This window comes from Gallibacterium anatis DSM 16844 = F 149 (assembly GCF_000379785.1).
Lineage (GTDB): Bacteria > Pseudomonadota > Gammaproteobacteria > Enterobacterales > Pasteurellaceae > Gallibacterium > Gallibacterium anatis.
This window is the reverse complement of sequence record NZ_KB903713.1, coordinates 1-17,115: the sequence shown is the minus strand read 5'-3', so window position 1 is coordinate 17,115 and position 17,115 is coordinate 1. Positions and strand designations below refer to the sequence as shown.

At 40.1% G+C, this 17,115-nt stretch carries 17 protein-coding genes and 1 other RNA gene; 10 read left to right on the top strand and 8 right to left on the bottom strand.

Features of this window, described 5'->3' with window-relative positions:
• Positions 1 to 165 precede the first annotated feature (165 nt).
• From dolP to A3EO_RS0108325, 4 genes are read right to left on the bottom strand one after another with little or no spacing between them, the layout of a single operon-like run.
• Positions 166 to 759 carry a division/outer membrane stress-associated lipid-binding lipoprotein gene (dolP, locus tag A3EO_RS0108340; protein ID WP_018346786.1) on the bottom strand — a complete coding sequence of 198 codons (594 nt, stop codon included), beginning with the start codon at positions 757 to 759 and terminating at the stop codon, positions 166 to 168.
• 19 nt (positions 760 to 778) lie between these two features.
• A complete protein-coding gene (locus A3EO_RS0108335) occupies positions 779 to 1,369 on the bottom strand; it encodes a D-sedoheptulose-7-phosphate isomerase (RefSeq protein WP_018346785.1) in 591 nt (196 codons plus the stop codon).
• On the bottom strand, positions 1,362 to 1,733 hold the full coding sequence (locus A3EO_RS0108330) for a YraN family protein (RefSeq protein ID WP_018346784.1): 372 nt from the start codon (positions 1,731 to 1,733) through the stop codon (positions 1,362 to 1,364). The genes A3EO_RS0108335 and A3EO_RS0108330 overlap by 8 nt, the downstream gene beginning before the upstream one ends.
• A gap of 6 nt (positions 1,734 to 1,739) precedes the next feature.
• Positions 1,740 to 3,470: a penicillin-binding protein activator gene (locus tag A3EO_RS0108325; protein WP_018346783.1), complete on the bottom strand. Its 1,731-nt coding sequence runs from the start codon at positions 3,468 to 3,470 to the stop codon at positions 1,740 to 1,742.
• Between the two features lie 117 nt (positions 3,471 to 3,587).
• On the opposite strand from A3EO_RS0108325, the gene rsmI reads away from it, so the two are divergent.
• The 3 genes from rsmI (at position 3,588) to der (ending at position 6,926) form a co-directional block, all read left to right on the top strand.
• Positions 3,588 to 4,442, top strand: coding sequence for a 16S rRNA (cytidine(1402)-2'-O)-methyltransferase (gene rsmI / locus A3EO_RS0108320; protein WP_018346782.1), 855 nt, complete (start codon positions 3,588 to 3,590; stop codon positions 4,440 to 4,442).
• A 15-nt stretch (positions 4,443 to 4,457) separates the two neighbouring features.
• A complete protein-coding gene (locus A3EO_RS0108315; RefSeq protein WP_026211065.1) occupies positions 4,458 to 5,279 on the top strand; it encodes an alpha/beta hydrolase in 822 nt (273 codons plus the stop codon).
• A 123-nt stretch (positions 5,280 to 5,402) separates the two neighbouring features.
• Positions 5,403 to 6,926 carry a ribosome biogenesis GTPase Der gene (gene der / locus A3EO_RS0108310; RefSeq protein WP_018346781.1) on the top strand — a complete coding sequence of 508 codons (1,524 nt, stop codon included), beginning with the start codon at positions 5,403 to 5,405 and terminating at the stop codon, positions 6,924 to 6,926.
• Positions 6,927 to 6,937: 11 nt separating this feature from the next.
• Here the strand turns inward: der and A3EO_RS0108305 are convergent, their stop codons facing one another.
• Positions 6,938 to 7,918, bottom strand: coding sequence for a GlxA family transcriptional regulator (locus A3EO_RS0108305; protein WP_013744928.1), 981 nt, complete (start codon positions 7,916 to 7,918; stop codon positions 6,938 to 6,940).
• Positions 7,919 to 8,041: 123 nt separating this feature from the next.
• Between A3EO_RS0108305 and A3EO_RS0108300 the strand changes: the two genes are divergently transcribed.
• A complete protein-coding gene (locus tag A3EO_RS0108300) occupies positions 8,042 to 8,893 on the top strand; it encodes an MBL fold metallo-hydrolase (protein ID WP_018346780.1) in 852 nt (283 codons plus the stop codon).
• A gap of 2 nt (positions 8,894 to 8,895) precedes the next feature.
• Here A3EO_RS0108300 and rnpB read toward each other — a convergent pair.
• Positions 8,896 to 9,280: RNase P RNA component class A (rnpB, locus tag A3EO_RS12835), an RNA gene on the bottom strand.
• Between the two features lie 125 nt (positions 9,281 to 9,405).
• Here rnpB and A3EO_RS0108295 point away from each other — a divergent pair.
• Positions 9,406 to 10,341: a KpsF/GutQ family sugar-phosphate isomerase gene (locus tag A3EO_RS0108295; protein WP_018346779.1), complete on the top strand. Its 936-nt coding sequence runs from the start codon at positions 9,406 to 9,408 to the stop codon at positions 10,339 to 10,341.
• Between the two features lie 18 nt (positions 10,342 to 10,359).
• Positions 10,360 to 10,911 carry a KdsC family phosphatase gene (locus A3EO_RS0108290; RefSeq protein WP_026211064.1) on the top strand — a complete coding sequence of 184 codons (552 nt, stop codon included), beginning with the start codon at positions 10,360 to 10,362 and terminating at the stop codon, positions 10,909 to 10,911.
• A gap of 109 nt (positions 10,912 to 11,020) precedes the next feature.
• Here A3EO_RS0108290 and A3EO_RS0108285 read toward each other — a convergent pair whose 3' ends face one another.
• Together A3EO_RS0108285 and rnhA are read right to left on the bottom strand one after the other, a co-directional pair.
• Entirely contained in the window at positions 11,021 to 13,021 is a 2,001-nt protein-coding gene (locus A3EO_RS0108285; RefSeq protein ID WP_018346778.1) for a BCCT family transporter, read from the bottom strand.
• A gap of 255 nt (positions 13,022 to 13,276) precedes the next feature.
• Positions 13,277 to 13,738 carry a ribonuclease HI gene (rnhA, locus tag A3EO_RS0108280; RefSeq protein ID WP_013744933.1) on the bottom strand — a complete coding sequence of 154 codons (462 nt, stop codon included), beginning with the start codon at positions 13,736 to 13,738 and terminating at the stop codon, positions 13,277 to 13,279.
• Positions 13,739 to 13,798: 60 nt separating this feature from the next.
• Between rnhA and dnaQ the strand changes: the two genes are divergently transcribed.
• From dnaQ to A3EO_RS12830, 4 genes are all read left to right on the top strand, one after another.
• Positions 13,799 to 14,569, top strand: a complete 771-nt coding sequence (dnaQ, locus tag A3EO_RS0108275) for a DNA polymerase III subunit epsilon (protein ID WP_026211063.1) — start codon at positions 13,799 to 13,801, stop codon at positions 14,567 to 14,569.
• Positions 14,570 to 14,683: 114 nt separating this feature from the next.
• Positions 14,684 to 16,066 (top strand): prephenate-dependent tRNA uridine(34) hydroxylase TrhP, encoded by a 1,383-nt coding sequence (gene trhP, locus A3EO_RS0108270; protein ID WP_013744935.1) that lies wholly within the window; start codon positions 14,684 to 14,686, stop codon positions 16,064 to 16,066.
• Positions 16,067 to 16,404: 338 nt separating this feature from the next.
• Complete coding sequence (locus A3EO_RS0108260; RefSeq protein ID WP_018346775.1) at positions 16,405 to 16,596, top strand: hypothetical protein; 192 nt, start codon at positions 16,405 to 16,407, stop codon at positions 16,594 to 16,596.
• Positions 16,597 to 16,919: 323 nt separating this feature from the next.
• Positions 16,920 to 17,115: helix-turn-helix domain-containing protein (locus A3EO_RS12830; protein ID WP_018346774.1), on the top strand; the 196-nt coding region annotated here is incomplete at its 3' end.

Genomic DNA, 17,115 nt, shown 5'->3' with positions numbered 1-17,115 from the left:
TATCATCTCGATTTCATATTGGAGTGAGGGTGTATTTTTGAGCATAGGCATTTCCTTTTTTCGATATGCCTATTAGATCAAACCTCTAGAGGTATGTCTAGAGGTTTGTCAACAGTCTGAGGGCATTTTATCAAATGCCCTTTTATTTAGCTGTGATACTGTTAATTAATTTAAATAGGTAAAGACTTTTACCACTTTTCTAACCCCATTCACTTGGCGAGCCACATCAACCGCTGCCGCTGCTTGCGATTGTGTTACACGACCAATTAAATAGACGACACCATTTTCAGTCACGACTTTCACATCAGATGCTTTCACATTGCCGTTCACAAACAATTTTGATTTTACTTCCGTCGTAATCCAGGTATCTTTACTTGCCTGCATAAAGCTGACCTTTTCGCCGATCTGGATTTCATCATAAACATCAGCAATATCTTTAACGCCACGCGCAAGATTAACAGCGACTTCTTTAAGATCGGCACTCGGCGCTTCACCGACCAATAACGCACGTCCGTTATAAACCACCGCACTGATATGCGCCTGTTCATTCAACTGCTTATCTTTACGCAACGCATCCGCAACTCGCAGCTCTAATGTTTGGTCATCAATTTGCGTGCCGGTAGTGCGAGGATCCATTGCCACTTTAGTTGCCAATGCCCCACCGCCAACAACGGCAGCAGCTACACAACCTTGTAACAAAGCCACTACACCTGCCATTGCCGTTACTTTAACCAATTGTTTCCATTGAAGATTACGCATTATTGCCTCCTTTTTTGCATTAATGAGAAAAGAGTGAAAAATCAATTAATTCACATAATGTATTAATAATAAACAGGTGCTGTTCTAAAATTCGCACCTCTTTTTGTACCGGAACAGCGATATTAATATCGTTTTCATCCAGTAAACCATTAAGATGATCGCTTTTATCTCCGGTCAATGCAACCACTAAAATATCTTTATCTTTGGCACAACGAATTAAAGAGAGGGAAACTTCCTCGGTATCCGGTGTCAAAATCACGAAGATATCACCACTGTTTACGACGGCATTAAACTGTTTTTGATAGGCTTCCGACACACTGTTATCACTGATTAAAGCCGCACCGACAACGCCATCCAAGCCGAGCAGTATCGCCGGAAAACTAGGACGAGCCAGTTGATAACGATTAATCAGATTCGCGACTAATAATTGCGCATTAGAAGTAGAACGCCCATAGCCGAACACCACAATTTTATTACCGCGTAACAAACATTGCGTTAATTCATTTGTCGTCTTTGCCAATATCTCCGGAATGACGGCGGCGGTGGCAATATGCCCTTTAATACTCTCTTCATATAACGCTTTTATTCGATCCAACATAATATCAGCCATTTATTTCTATAAAATTTTGTAACCAGGTGATTTGATGAGCAACCCCATCAAAAGCGATTAAATCAAATCGGCAATTTACCGTTTCCAGACTTTGTTGCCGTAATCCTAACCATAAATTTGCGGCTTTCAACAATTTTTGTTGCTTTGACCAGGAAACACTTTCTACCGCAGAACCAAATTTTGCGCTTTTCCGTTGTCTGACCTCAACAAAAACCAGTGTTTTTCCGTCTTGCATAATCAGATCAATTTCTCCACATTTAAAAGTCTGATTAGCAGCAATAAATTTTAAGCCTTTTTGTTCTAAAAAACGGCGAGCTTGTTGCTCAAACTCGCCGCCTTGCTGTCTTGGTTTGAATAATGACATTCTCAATTAATGAATGGTTTTTATATTGCCGTTATCATATTGCATCCAGGTCATTGTTCTCTCAATATTACAACCTTCACCGGCACTTAATACGCCAGTTAGACCATTAATGCTATAACCCGGAATCTGACGAAGTTCAGCAAATTTATTGATTAACATCCACGCATCTGCTCCCATCGCATATAAACGAAGTAATGAATAATCGCCGTTGGCAATTTTAAGTGCCTGTTGATAGCTGGCGGAGTTTAAATCACTTAATAGCGGAATATCACTGAATTTCACACCATTCATTGTTAAACGATAATCCGGTCCATTGTTAGCGGAATTGCTGCGTGAAGTGGCATAGATTGCAATGCCGTGCGCATCAGAATTATCCAATGCGGTTTTAATTTCCTGCAACTGCTGACTATCCGCCACCACATAAATCGCATTCACTTTACCATTCATTGTCGCATTTTTTAGATTCGCTAAAATGTCATCAACCAACGTATAGTAATAGGTGTTCACGTCCGTACCGGCAAGGCTTTGCCATTTAGTATTGAACGCCGAAGCACTGCGCTGACCTAAATCATTTTGCGGTGCGAATACCAACGGATTCACTTCACCATCGTTCCACATTTTCACAGCGGCAGACTGCGCCTCATCTTCCGGTGATAGGCCGTAATAGCAAACGCCTTGTAACGGACGCATACTTGGTGCAGTATTTAAAGTTAATACGCTCAACCCTTGCATCGCATTGCCATTTAACAAGGCTTCCACATTATCTTTTAGCAACGGACCGACAACCGCTTGCGCACCTTCCTGTTTCGCTTGATTAACCAAATCCGTCACATTGGTTCCTGCCATTGTGTCATAGGTTTTCACCACAATCGGCGAATTACCGCGAGCATCGTTAAACCCTTGTAAAATGGTTTTTCCAATTAATTCACCGTTACCGCTCAACGGCAATAACAGTGCGATCTGTTGGATATTTAAATTTTCAAAATTGACGACACCACGTAAATCGGTAGGCAATAAATAGGCTGCCGAATGGTTGGCATAAGTAGTTTTCCAGTTCTGAATTGCAAAACGCATTTGATCCGGTTGAGAAATATGATCGTTATACACTTTCGCCAAATCAATCCAACCTTTTAACGCCACATCATTGTCATCTACAGTTAAACTGTTCAACGTATTTTTATCTAAATTACGTAACAAACCCCAAATCACATCATTATTTTGTTGTTTACGTTGCATATCAGTAATAAAACGATCCATTTGTACGTGTGCATTAATTGCTCCGACCGCATCGTGACTGTTTTCAGCAGTTTGTGCCAACACGGCGTAATAACGCACTTTTTGTGAATTGCTTAAACTATCCAAATTGATCGTGTTCAACAAACTTGTTGCGGCACTGTTGTCACGCTGCATTGCCAATAAAGTCGCTTTCAAAAGCGAAGCATCCAGCTGCTGAGCATCGTCCAAATCATTCAAAGAAGATAACAAGCTGGCAGCTTGCGCCACTTTATTTTCATTTAACAATGCACGAATCGCCAACAACTGATAATTAACTTTTTCATCCTGATCCTGACTGTTATTTGCCTTATCCAAGTAAAAATCGGAACTGGCATAGGCTTCATTTTGTAACATCGTATTATTTGAACCAATAAGACTGCTACATCCTGCTACACTGATCATTACGAAAAAACTCAGTAAAAGATTTTTTAAATTCATTCGTTGTAATAGAATGTTCAACATATATATACCTATGATAATTTAAACTATCATTATAAAAACAAGACCGCTCGACCTTTTGTCGAGCACCGGTAAAATCTTACTTATCTCTTAGTTTAAAAGCAATAAAAGACTTAATTTATGGGCAATTTATACGGAACTTTATATATTGTCGCCACGCCAATCGGCAATTTGAGCGATATTAGCCAACGTGCGCTGGATACTTTCAACCAAGTGGATCTGATTGCGGCGGAAGATACGCGTCACAGCGGTTTGTTATTAAATCATTACGGTATTAAAAAACCGCTTTTTGCTTTGCACGATCATAACGAACAACAAAAAGCGGAAACCCTCATCGAAAAGTTACAACAAGGCACTAATATTGCCTTGATTTCCGATGCCGGCACCCCGCTGATTAGCGATCCCGGTTTTCATTTAGTCCGAGCCTGTCGTCAAGCAGATATTCGTGTTGAACCTATTCCCGGCTGTTGTGCGGCGATTACGGCGCTTTCCGTTGCCGGTATTGCTTCCAATCGTTTCTGTTTTGAAGGCTTTTTGCCGGCAAAAAGCAAAGCACGCCTTGATCGCCTTACCGAATTAAAAACGGAAACGCGCACACTGATTTTTTATGAGTCAACACACCGTATTCTGGAAAGCCTGCAAGATATGCAAACCGTTTTCGGCGCGGATCGCTATTTAGTGATTGCCAGAGAATTAACCAAAACGTGGGAAACCGTTTACGGCAATCAACTTGCAGAAATGATTGCGTGGTTAAAAGAGGATGCCAATCGCTGTAAAGGTGAAATTGTATTAGTGGTTGAAGGTGCGGTTGAAAATAACGAAGAACAATTCAACCCTCAAGCACTATTGAGCCTACAATTAATCAGCCAGCAATTGCCCTTAAAAAAGGCAGCGGCGATTGTTGCCGAAGTTTATGGCTATAAGAAAAACGCACTTTATCAATATGGCTTGCAACATTTTGTAAACCAAGATTAAAACTACAGCAAAGGAATGGCTATGCATCACTATTATCTTGAAATGCAAGAACATTTTTTATACGTTCCCTATTATGATCATATGCGCCGCGTGCGCGTTTTGTTGCCGAAAAACTACCATAAAAATCAGTGGAAGCACTACCCTGTTCTCTATATGCACGATGGGCAAAACGTGTTTTACAGCAAAGAGTCCTATTCCGGTTACTCTTGGAAAGTGATTCCTACTTTAAAAAAACATCGCGAATTTCCTCAGCTGATCGTCGTTGGCATTGATAATGCCGGCGAACGGCGTTTAGACGAATATGGGCCTTGGCGTACTGATGTCGGCAATAGCGAAGAAGCCAGAAATGCCGGCGGAATGGGAATGGAATATGGTAAATGGGTGGTGGAAACCGTGAAACCGTTTATTGACCAAAGTTATCGCACTAAACCGGAAGCACAATATACCTTGTTGGCAGGCAGCTCAATGGGCGGCATTATTACTGCTTATATGGGGGCAGCTTATCCGGATGTTTTTGGGCATCTTGGTGTCTTTTCTCTTGCGTCTTGGTTCAGTGAATCGGATTTTCTGGATTTTCTGCATTACCATCCGTTCAATCGCAACGGCAAAGTGTTTATTCAGGTCGGCACTAACGAAGGCGACGACGCCGATGCTGAATATATTTCCAATATGAATCAAGCCTATATTGATTGTACATTGCGCTATTATCAAGCCCTGTTGCGTACGGGGCATCCCATTGATCAGGTAAGACTTCGTGTTATGGCAAATGAAATTCACCACGAATATTATTGGGCGAATCACTTTGCAGAATTTCTGCACTTTGCATTATTGGAATAGCATTTTTTGCATTTTGCGCTTTTAATTTGCATAAAACGTTAGGATTACACAATAAATCCGCTATAATGTGCGCCATTTTTTAACTGCATAATTTGAATATAAATATTAAAAATTGAGGTGATTATGACTCCTGTCATTGCCCTGGTTGGGCGTCCGAATGTGGGAAAATCCACATTATTCAACCGATTAACTCGTAGTCGTGATGCACTTGTCGCTAATTTCCCGGGATTAACTCGTGACCGCAAATATGGTCAAGGTCAATTAAACGGAACAGAATTTATTGTTATCGACACCGGCGGTATTGACGGTTCAGAACAAGGCATTGAAGAAAAAATGGCGGAACAATCCTTATTGGCAATTGATGAAGCCGATATTGTTCTCTTTTTAGTCGATGCGCGTGCCGGTTTAACCGCAGCGGATATTGGTATCGCACAATACCTTCGCCGTCGTGAGAAAACCACTGTGGTAGTAGCCAATAAAATTGATGGTATCGACGCTGATTCGCATATCGGTGAATTTTATCAATTAGGGTTAGGTGAAATCACGCCAATCGCCGCTTCGCAAGGCAGAGGGGTAACACAATTAATCCAAGATGTTCTTGCCCCTTATCAGGAAGATGAGAGTGAAGACGCTGAAACAGAGAACGACGAAGATTTTGATTTTGCGCTTTCCGATACCGATTTTTCTGATTTTGAAGCGACTTCGATCAATGATGAAATCGTAGACGACAGCGAGGATGAAGACGCAGTAGACAGTGCTGAAACAGAACAAAAACCGATCAAAATTGCGATTGTCGGTCGCCCAAATGTTGGCAAATCCACTTTAACCAACCGCATTTTAGGCGAAGATCGAGTTGTCGTTTACGATATGCCGGGCACAACGCGTGACAGTATCTATATTCCGATGGAACGGGACGGTCAGCAATACACCATTATTGACACTGCCGGCGTGCGTAAACGTGGGAAAGTTACCCTCACCGTAGAAAAATTTTCGGTCATCAAAACCTTACAGGCCATTCAGGATGCTAACGTGGTATTGCTCACCATTGATGCACGCGAAGGCATCTCTGATCAGGATTTATCACTGCTCGGCTTTATTCTAAATGCCGGTCGAGCTTTAGTTATTGTTGTGAATAAATGGGACGGATTAAGTCAAGAAATCAAAGATAACATTAAATCTGAATTGGATCGTCGTTTAGATTTTATTGATTTTGCGCGCGTTCATTTTATTTCCGCACTGCACGGCAGCGGTGTCGGTAACCTTTTTGAATCTGTCAATGAGGCTTATCAATCTGCAACCAAACGTTATTCAACATCGTTGCTAACACGAATTTTGCAAATGGCTACCACAGAACATCAACCTCCAATGATTTCCGGCCGCAGAATTAAATTGAAATATGCGCATCCGGGCGGCCATAACCCACCGATTATTGTGGTGCACGGCAACCAAATCGATAAATTACCGGATTCCTATAAGCGTTATTTATCCAATTATTATCGCCGCAGTTTGCAGATTATCGGCTCTCCGATCAGAATGTTATTCCAAGACGGAGATAACCCATATGCGGGTAAACGTAATACATTAACACCAAACCAATTACGCAAACGTAGACGTTTGATGAAATTTATTAAGAAGTCAAAAAAATAGCTGTCTCTACTTCATAACGGTTTCTTTTTAGAAGCCGTTATGACGTTTTGAGAACATTTTTGCCATTGCTTAGGGCTAACTTTATATTTTTGTTTAAAATGTTGCCGAAATGCGGTTGCCGAATGAAAACCACTCTGGAGAGCTATGTCTTCTATACGTAGCATTTTGCTCTCTAATAATTCTTTGCTATGTTGCAGTCGCATTTCAATTAACCATTCATTAAATGCCATTCCGGTTGTTTGACGAAAATGCCGTGTAAATGAGCTTCTACTCATTGATAATCGTTGCGCTAATTGGTTAATCGTATAGTTTTCAGTTAAATTCTGCTGAATCATAGCAATGATCTGATTAATATTTTCATTCGCTGTTTTTCGAGAGATCGGTCGTTCAATAAATTGAGTCTGCCCACCTTCTCTATGCGGAGGTATCACTAACAATCGGGCAACTTGGTTAGCAATTTTTACTCCATAATAATGACGTACAATCGCCAAACAACAATCTAATCCGGCTGCTGTACCGGCTGATGTCATTATTCGCTCATCTTCAATATAGATAGATTGTGTATTCAGTTTTACTGCAGGGAAACGTTGTTTAAAGTCTTGTTCTGCAAGCCAATGTGTTGTCGCACGCTTTCCATCCAATAATCCACTATATGCTAACGGATAAGCACCATAACAAAGTCCAACAATTGTTTTTCCTGCTTGATATGCTTGCTTCAATGTTTCTTGAAGTTGAAATGAAGGCTTTTGATCCTGTTGATGCCAACCGAAAAGCACGATTAAATCTGCGTCTTGACATAATTGCAAATCGCCATCTACAAAAACCTGAAAACGGCTTTCCGATAATTCTACTCTAGATTCAGATACAATTTTCAATTCAAACAATGGTTTATTGTCAATCTTTAGCGAAAAAACCATATATGGAATGGAAAAATGGAACGGACTAAAATCCGGATATAGCACTAAAACAACCTTGGGTAGCTTAGCTAGCATTACTTCTCCCCCTCTCTTTTTGACCTGATTTTTTCGTTTTTTGGATAATTAGTCAATATTTTTGTTTTTTCAAATTCATATAATAACCATCTCTATAAACCATTTAATTTATCAGGAAAAAATATGAAAAAAGCATTATTTACTTCAACCATGTTAGCCACTATTGTTTCTGCAAACGTGTCTGCCAACATTAATTACCAACATATCCGTAATGCTACTGCGAAAATTGATATTGCCGGTACAACTTTCTTAGTTGATCCCTATCTCGCACCAAAAGGCAGTTACGCTGGATTTGAAGGCACTGTAAACAGCGAAAAACGCAATCCACTCATCGAGCTATCGATGCCTGTCAATAAAGTTCTTCAAGGGGTAGATGCCGTTATCGTAACACATACTCACGATGATCATTGGGATAAAGTTGCGCAACAATTATTACCTAAAAGTTTACCTATTTTTGTACAAAATGCCGGTGATGCAAAAATTATTCGTGGACAAGGTTTTAAAGATGTTCGCGTTGTTGGTAAGAATACTACTTTTAACAAAGTTCGCTTAAGCAAAACCGGGGGACAACACGGAACTGATGAAATGTACTCTGTTCCTCAATTGGCAGAATTAGCCGGTGAAGCAATGGGTGTTGTTATGCAAGCAGAGGGCGAGAAAACGTTGTATCTTATTGGCGATACCATTTGGAATTATGAGGTTGATCACGCATTAGATACTTATAAACCTGATCTTGTTGTAATGAATACCGGCTATGCACAACTAACAGGTTTCAAAAACAGTATTATTATGGGAACAGCAGATGTAGCAAAAGCCTATAAGAAAGCACCAAATGCACAATTGATTACAGTTCATATGGATGCCGTCAATCACACTACTATAAGCAGTGATCAGATGAGAAAGTTCGTTAAACAAGAAAAAATGACCGATCGCGTTAATGTCCCTAAAGAAGGACAAACATTAAGCTTTAAATAAAAAGAACGAGTTAGCCGGTAAGCCGAGTTCTGTCGTGGACAATCATTCATCTAGGCGGCTATTTGCATAGCCGCTCAAGCAACCTACCCGAACTCTGAGCGGGCCACCCATTGAGTTCCTATTTGGTCTTGCTACGAGTGGAGTTTACCGTGCCGTGAAATGTTACCACTCACGCGGTGCGCTCTTACCGCACCCTTTCACCCTTACCTGATCTCTAACGAGCCATCGGCGGTCTGCTCTCTGCTGCACTGGTCGTAGGCTCACACCTCCCGGACGTTATCCGGCACTCTGCCCTATGTAGCTCGGACTTTCCTCTCGTCTACTTGTCCCCTAGGTCGTTTTCACGGTTGAGGGCTTCAATAAACCAGCGATTGTCTGGCTAACTCGAGCGCGAAGTATAGCGGATTTTTGCTTTGGAATATAGTAAAAGTTTAAATTTGTGTTTTTATTCGCTTTTTCCGCCCTAAACGATTAAAATATTTGCCAATTTTTATTGCATAATTGGAGAAATTATGGATTATTTGCAAATTGCTAAAGATACATTAGCAATCGAACAACAAGCTCTTACTCGATTACAACAACAACTTCCTGAAAATTTTCAACAAATTGTCGAATTAATCTTACATTGCCAAGGGCGTCTTGTGATTGGCGGTATTGGGAAATCCGGACTTGTCGGCAAAAAGATGGTCGCCACTTTTGCTTCAACCGGCACGCCAAGTTTCTTCCTGCATCCAACAGAAGCCTTTCACGGCGATTTGGGTATGCTAAAACCGATTGATGTGGTGCTGTTGATCTCTTATAGCGGTGAAACCGATGATGTCAATAAATTAATTCCAAGTTTAAAAAATTTTGGCAATAAAATCATAGCGATGACCGGTAATTTGCAATCGACTTTGGCAAAACACGCCGATTATGTATTGGATATCAGCGTAGAACGTGAGGCTTGTCCTAATAATTTAGCACCAACCACTTCTGTGTTAGTGACAATGGCATTAGGCGATGCACTGGCAGTTTCATTAATCAAAGCTCGCCATTTTCAAGCAGAAGATTTTGCTAAATTCCATCCCGGTGGTAGCTTGGGTCGTCGTTTGTTATGCAAAGTTCGTGATAAAATGCAAACAACGCTACCTGTCGTTCACGCCAATACACTCTTCCTTGATTGCCTAACCGTGATGAATGAAGGGCGAATGGGGGTTGCTTTAATTATGCAAGATAAAAAATTACAGGGCATTATTACTGATGGCGACATCCGCCGTGCAATGAGTCGCTATGGTGAAACTGTATTGCAGAAACAGGCGCAAGATTTTATGACAGTAACACCAAAAACCATCAATCAAAACAGTTATTTAGGTCAAGCAGAAGATTTTATGCGTCAAAATAAAATCCATTCACTTGTGGTAGTCGACGATCAACAGCAAGTTGTCGGCTTATATGAATTTTCAAGCTAAGGAGTCGCTATGCCAACAATCCAGCAAAAACTCGCCGACATCAAATTAGTGATCACCGATGTTGATGGCGTTTTAACCGATGGTTCACTTTATTATGGTGAAAGCAGTGAAGGTGTTGAAGCGTTTAAAGTTTTCAATGCCCGTGATGGATTAGGAACCAGAATGTTATTAGAAAGCGGTATTCAAGTCGCTGTTTTATCTGGTCGCGATTCTAAAGTGTTAAGAAGACGTATTGCGGATCTGAAAATACCTTTATTCGCTTTGGGGAAACTGGAAAAGGAGAGTGCCTGTTTTGCACTGATGCAACAAGCCGGTGTGCAAGCTAGTGAAGTACTTTATATCGGTGATGACAGTGTTGATTTGCCGGCATTTAATGTGTGTGGCGTTACCGCAACCGTAGCCGATGCACCGGAATATATTAAATCGCAAGTAGACATTGTTACTAAAGCAAACGGCGGCAAAGGTGCATTCCGCGAGATTGTTGATATGCTGCTCGCAGCGCAAGGAAAAGAAGCAATCTACACTACAGCACAAGGCTTTCTCCATTCCGCGAAGAAAATGGCACAATAATATCGAAAAACAGTAGGATATTTTTTCTACTGTTTTCATTAATCATTACTGAATTTTTGTTAAAAATACGAAAAAAATGGTGTGAATTGATTCACACCACCTTATTTTGTTAGGAAAGATCATTTAACAGCAAGCTGTGCGTGTCGTCTAAAGCCAGATTCATATAACGTTCATACTGTTTCAGAATATCGACGATTAACTCATCTTTGCTCATATATTGCACATCATAGCCTTCTCTACCATCATTAAAGAAAGTGATAGGTTCATAAATATTATGCTGTTCAATATGCGGTAAACTGTCATCCTCAATTAATAAATTGGATAGTGAACGTTTTTCGCCGGCAACACCATATAAAAAGTTATGAATGTTGTCATTTTTAATCACTAATGCGATACGTAATTGTGAATATGTTTTGATTTTCACAGTTAAGCCATAATTTTTTAATTCAGATTCCACTTCGGTAAATGCCGGGATAACGATTTTATCAAAAAAGGCTTTAATATCAGCACGTTGTGGTTGACTCATTATTTTATTTAAGCGTTCACGCCAGTTTTTGCCACTCCACACTGAACTGCCGTGTGCAAATTTTTTCGAGAAATATTGGCTGTCCACCATTAATCCTCGCCATAACCCCAAGCACAGGAATAGCATAATCAAAGTAAACGGCAATGCGATAATTAAGGTCATTGTCTGCAATGCTGCCAAACCGCCTGAACGAAGCAATGCGATGGCTAATGCTGCCAACAACACCGCCCAAAACACACTTTGCCACGCCGGTACTTTATCCTTGCCTTGTGAGGCGATATTGTTAATTACATAAATGCCTGAATCTGCCGAAGTGATAAAGAACAATGCAATAATCAGCATTGCGATTAATGAAGCAATTGTCGAACCCGGTAGCTGTTCAAAAAAAGCAAATAACAGGGCTTCGGTATTATCACTCAATGCGGAAAGTGCGCCTTGCGATTGCTGATCTGCCCAAATTGCAGTGTCACCAAAAACAGTCATCCATAAAGCATTAAACAAAGAAGGAACAAATAATACGCCTAAGATGAACTCACGGATTGAGCGACCTTTAGAAATTTTGGCGATAAATAAACCGACAAATGGTGCCCAAGAAACCCACCACGCCCAGTAAAGCACAGTCCAACCATTAAACCACGATTTTTTCTCCGGCTCATTTGCAAAGGTTCTAAAACTTAACTCAATGAAATTGCTGAGATAATTTCCAATATTTTCTGAAAAATTGCTGAACAGATAAATCGTTGGACCGGCAATTAAGACGAAAATCATTAATAAAATTGCCATTCCTAAATTAATTTCACTTAAACGTCGCACGCCTTTTGCTACGCCGGTGATAGCCGAAATTGCCGCCAATGTCATCACCACTACAATAATCACAGACAGTGTCGTTAAGCTGCGATCATCCATCCAGCCGACTGCGTGCAATCCGGCGTCAAGTTGCATTGCGCCATAGCCCAAGGTTGTTGTCACCCCGAAAACAGTGCTGCAGAGTGCAATAATATCAATCAGATGTCCCCAAAAACCGGACACTCGATGTTTCAGTATAGGATAAAATCCGGAGCGGATTGTTAATGGCAATTTATAACGAAAACTAAAATAAGCCAGCGTTAAGCCAATTACTGCATAAATTGCCCAAGCGTGAATTCCCCAGTGGAAAAAGGACAGTAACAGCGCATTTTCCACTTTTTCCGTATGTGAGGCATTTTCAGCTAATGGCGCAACATAGTGTGAAATGGGTTCCGCCACCCCGAAATACATCAAACCAATCCCCATTCCGGCAGCAAATAACATTGCCATCCAAGACATAAACGGATATTCAGGTTCTTCATTTTCAGTGCCTAATTTTATATCGCCTAAACTACTGGCACAGAGTAATAATAAAAACAGGATAAACATTGAAACAGCAACGACATAAAACCAACTAAAATTATCAAAAATATTATTTTTTATGCCATTTAGTAACTTTTGTGTCGTTTCTGGCACAACAATTCCTAATCCGGTCACCAATAGAATAAATAACAGACTGGGTAAAAAAATTGGTGCTTTAAATGTACTCGTCGACTTTAAATAATGCAGTAAACGCAAAATAAATTCTCCTCATTGATTATATGATCAGCAATATTGCTAACATTTGATGAGCAAATTCCAATAAACAATTTGAAATTCTAAAAAGATAGAAAATAGTAGATAACTCAACTACTTTAATTAGATAGGAATGATTTTATCCCCAATAAAATATGCTTAAAGCGCAAAAAGCTTAACTGATTATGCTAAAAAATGCAAATTTACGGTTTTTAATGCTACTTAAAAAACAAAAATAGCATTAAAAACTACTTCATATTAAGGGTGATAACCTACATCCTCTTGAGAGGGATTAGCTGCCGCTTCTCTGGCCAATGTATCACAACGCTCGTTTTCCGGATGACCGGCGTGGCCTTTTACCCATTGCCATTCGATTTGATGTGGAGTGATTGCCTGATCCAACGCAATCCATAAATCTTGATTTTTAACAGGCTGTTTCTGTGCAGTTTTCCACTGATTTTTTTTCCATTTCTGAATCCATTCCGTAATTCCTTTACGCAAATATTGACTATCGCTATAAAGTGTTACCGCACAAGGTTCTTTCAATAAATTCAAAGCGGTAATCGCAGCCAACAGCTCCATTCTATTATTCGTTGTCAATTTATACCCTTGCGAAACCTCTTTTTGATGCTGTTTATAGCGTAACACAATACCGATTCCTCCTGCCCCAGGATTACCCAAACAAGAACCGTCAGTAAAAATTTCGATTTTTTTTAGCATATTAAAATGAGTGTTGTTAAAATGAAGCCCAATTATAGAGTGTTAATCTGAAAAAGAAAAATCACTATGCAAATGGATGAAAACAGAATTGTAGTACTTGATACTGAAACTACCGGAATGAGCGGCACCAGCGAACCGCAAATCGGTCATCGCATTATTGAAATCGGTGCGGTGGAGTTAGTCAATAGACGTTACACCGGACGTAATTTCCACGTTTACTTGCAACCGGATCAACAGGTTGATCCGGAAGCAGTTGCAGTTCACGGCATTACTGATGAATTTTTGGCGGATAAGCCTCGTTTTAAAGAAGTCGCACAAGAATTTATTGATTTTATTAAAGGTGCTGAACTGGTTATTCATAATGCGCCCTTCGATGTGGCGTTTATGAACCAAGAATTCGCCTTACAAGGGCAAGCTTTGACTACCAATCAGTTATGTAAGGTAACCGACTCACTAAAAGTCGCACGTCAACTCTATCCCGGAAAGAAAAACTCTTTAGATGCATTATGTAGCCGTTTAGGGATTGATAACAGTAAACGTACACTGCACGGCGCTTTACTGGATGCGGAGATTCTGGCAGATGTCTATCTGGCAATGACCGGCGGACAAGGCAGTTTGCAGTTAGATACTGAACCGGCTGTGGCTATTCAACAACAGGAAGTGCAACAACAAATTCAACATAGCGACACACCACGAAAATTATTTGTGTTAAAGCCTTCTGCGGAAGAAATTCAAGCACATCAAGAGTATCTCTCATTAATCAATAAAAAAAGTGGTGATCAATGTCTTTGGCAACAAAAACTGGAACAACAACCACCTAAACTGAATTAACCTCAACACTTATTTCGCGCTTGCATTCTGTGCAGGCGCTGATTACAATTCACGCCTTTATATTTATACCCTTTGCGGTATAACCTGACCTGAGATCAGAAAGAGAATTAAAAAATGACAAAAACTTATGCAAAACCTGAGCTGCTCTCTCCTGCCGGCTCATTAAAAAATATGCGTTACGCCTTTGCTTATGGTGCTGATGCCGTTTATGCAGGACAACCTCGTTACAGTTTACGTGTTCGCAACAACGAATTTAACCACGCTAATCTCAAAATCGGTATTGATGAAGCTCACGCCCTAGGCAAAAAATTCTATGTTGTCGTCAACATCGCACCGCATAACTCAAAATTAAAAACATTTATTAAAGATTTAACTCCAGTGATTGAAATGCAACCGGATGCATTAATTATGTCCGATCCCGGTTTGATTATGATGGTTCGTGAGCATTTCCCGCAGATGCCGATCCATCTTTCGGTTCAAGCTAATGCCGTCAACTGGGCAAGTGTAAAATTTTGGCATCAGATGGGATTAACGCGCGTTATCCTTTCGCGTGAACTTTCTCTTGATGAAATTGCTGAAATTCGAAAACAAGTGCCTGACATTGAAATCGAAGTTTTTGTACACGGTGCACTTTGTATGGCTTATTCCGGTCGCTGCTTGCTTTCCGGATATATCAATAAAAGAGATCCGAACCAAGGCACTTGCACCAATGCTTGCCGTTGGGAATACCAAGTAAAAGAGGGGCAAGAAGATGAAATCGGTAATATTGTCGATCCGAATAATGTGATTCCGGTGAAAAATGTTGCGCCAACATTAGGTGAAGGCGCAACAACCGATAAAGTTTTTCTATTGACTGAAAGCAAACGCCCAGACGAACAAATGCAAGCATTTGAAGACGAACACGGCACTTATATTATGAATTCCAAAGATTTACGCGCAGTGCAACACGTTGAAACATTGACACAAATGGGCGTGCACTCTTTAAAAATCGAGGGAAGAACAAAATCATTCTATTATTGTGCCAGAACCGCCCAGGTTTATCGTAAAGCAATTGACGATGCCGCCGCCGGAAAACCGTTTGATGAAAGTCTGATGACCACATTGGAATCATTGGCTCACCGCGGCTACACTGAAGGTTTCTTACGTCGCCATACTCACGATGAATATCAAAATTATGACTACGGCTACTCTGTTTCCAACCAGCAACAGTTCGTTGGTGAATTTACCGGTGTTCGTAAAAATGGAATGGCAGAAATTGCTGTGAAAAATAAATTTCTACTGGGAGATGAAGTGGAAATGATGACACCGAAAGGAAACATTGTTTTTACTATTAATCAGATGTTTAACCGCAAAGGTGAAGCGGTGGAAGCTGCTTTAGGCGATGGGCATTTTGTATTTGTTCCTGTACCGGAAGATATCTGCTTAGATTACGCGCTATTAATGCGAAATTTGACTGACACAGATACAAGAAACCCTCACGGCGAGAAGAAAAGTTAAAAACGTTAAAAAAATATTAAAAATGTTATTGCAATATGAAATTTAACGCTATATAATCTTGCCCGTACCCTAAAATATGACTCCAAATGTTTGCCCCTTTATTTTTCCCGAATAAAGGGGATTTTTTTATCTTCAGCATTTCTACTTTTAAATCATATAAATACATAAAATCAATACCATTTCTTGTAATATAATTACTGTATATTTATACAGTATCGAATGCTATGATATCGCCTGTTTAATGATCCAAAATGATCACTAAAGAAATGAATTGCACACGATTTACACACGAATTCATTTTAAAATGTTACAAGATTTAACAAATTTAACAGCAGAAAATGGCAACTATATCCAAGTTAAAAAAAGGCTGCCGAGTCCAGATTCGGCGCAGAAATATCACTCGATCTGCTAATTTCAGAACTAAGGCAGAAGCTCAAGCGTGGGCGCTAAAAATTGAATCAGATATAGCACTTGGCGTGTATGATGCTGCACAAAAAGATATAACATTTGACGATTTGATAGATAAATGAAGTGTCTATCCAAAAAAAGACATATCGCGCCGAAAGGCTGCGATTACTCAAAATCGCAAAAATTAATGGTATTGGGAAAATACAATTATCAGATCTCACCGAAGAACACTTTATAAAATGGCGAGATACAAGATTAACACAGATAAAGTCATCATCTGTCGCTAGAGAATTTGCAACGTTATCTAATTTGTGAAAAGTCGCAACAAATCAATGGAAATTACTTAAAGTCAACCCTATAAGAATATCAAACGCCCCAAACCTCTTGATCTGCACCCCAAAAGTTGGACTTATTATCCAACAACATACAGAGGTGCAGATTTTTTATGACTAAATATAACCAAACATTTAAGCAACAAGTGGTAGATTTCTACTTTCAACACGAGGAAAGTCTTTCTTTAACCTGTCGTACATTTACCGTGTCTAAACGCACATTAAGGCGTTGGATTGCCCAATATCAACATTCAGGTATAAAGGGCTTAGCCGTGCTGCATACCAAACGAACCTACACCCCAGAGTTTA

Coding starts and splice junctions, on each gene's coding strand:
- dolP (WP_018346786.1), bottom strand. CDS start 759: ATGCGTAATCTTCAATGGAAACAATTGGTTAAAGTAACGGCAATGGCA.
- A3EO_RS0108335 (WP_018346785.1), bottom strand. CDS start 1,369: ATGGCTGATATTATGTTGGATCGAATAAAAGCGTTATATGAAGAGAGT.
- A3EO_RS0108330 (WP_018346784.1), bottom strand. CDS start 1,733: ATGTCATTATTCAAACCAAGACAGCAAGGCGGCGAGTTTGAGCAACAA.
- A3EO_RS0108325 (WP_018346783.1), bottom strand. CDS start 3,470: ATGTTGAACATTCTATTACAACGAATGAATTTAAAAAATCTTTTACTG.
- rsmI (WP_018346782.1), top strand. CDS start 3,588: ATGGGCAATTTATACGGAACTTTATATATTGTCGCCACGCCAATCGGC.
- A3EO_RS0108315 (WP_026211065.1), top strand. CDS start 4,458: ATGGCTATGCATCACTATTATCTTGAAATGCAAGAACATTTTTTATAC.
- der (WP_018346781.1), top strand. CDS start 5,403: ATGACTCCTGTCATTGCCCTGGTTGGGCGTCCGAATGTGGGAAAATCC.
- A3EO_RS0108305 (WP_013744928.1), bottom strand. CDS start 7,918: ATGCTAGCTAAGCTACCCAAGGTTGTTTTAGTGCTATATCCGGATTTT.
- A3EO_RS0108300 (WP_018346780.1), top strand. CDS start 8,042: ATGAAAAAAGCATTATTTACTTCAACCATGTTAGCCACTATTGTTTCT.
- A3EO_RS0108295 (WP_018346779.1), top strand. CDS start 9,406: ATGGATTATTTGCAAATTGCTAAAGATACATTAGCAATCGAACAACAA.
- rnhA (WP_013744933.1), bottom strand. CDS start 13,738: ATGCTAAAAAAAATCGAAATTTTTACTGACGGTTCTTGTTTGGGTAAT.
- trhP (WP_013744935.1), top strand. CDS start 14,684: ATGACAAAAACTTATGCAAAACCTGAGCTGCTCTCTCCTGCCGGCTCA.
- A3EO_RS0108260 (WP_018346775.1), top strand. CDS start 16,405: ATGGCAACTATATCCAAGTTAAAAAAAGGCTGCCGAGTCCAGATTCGG.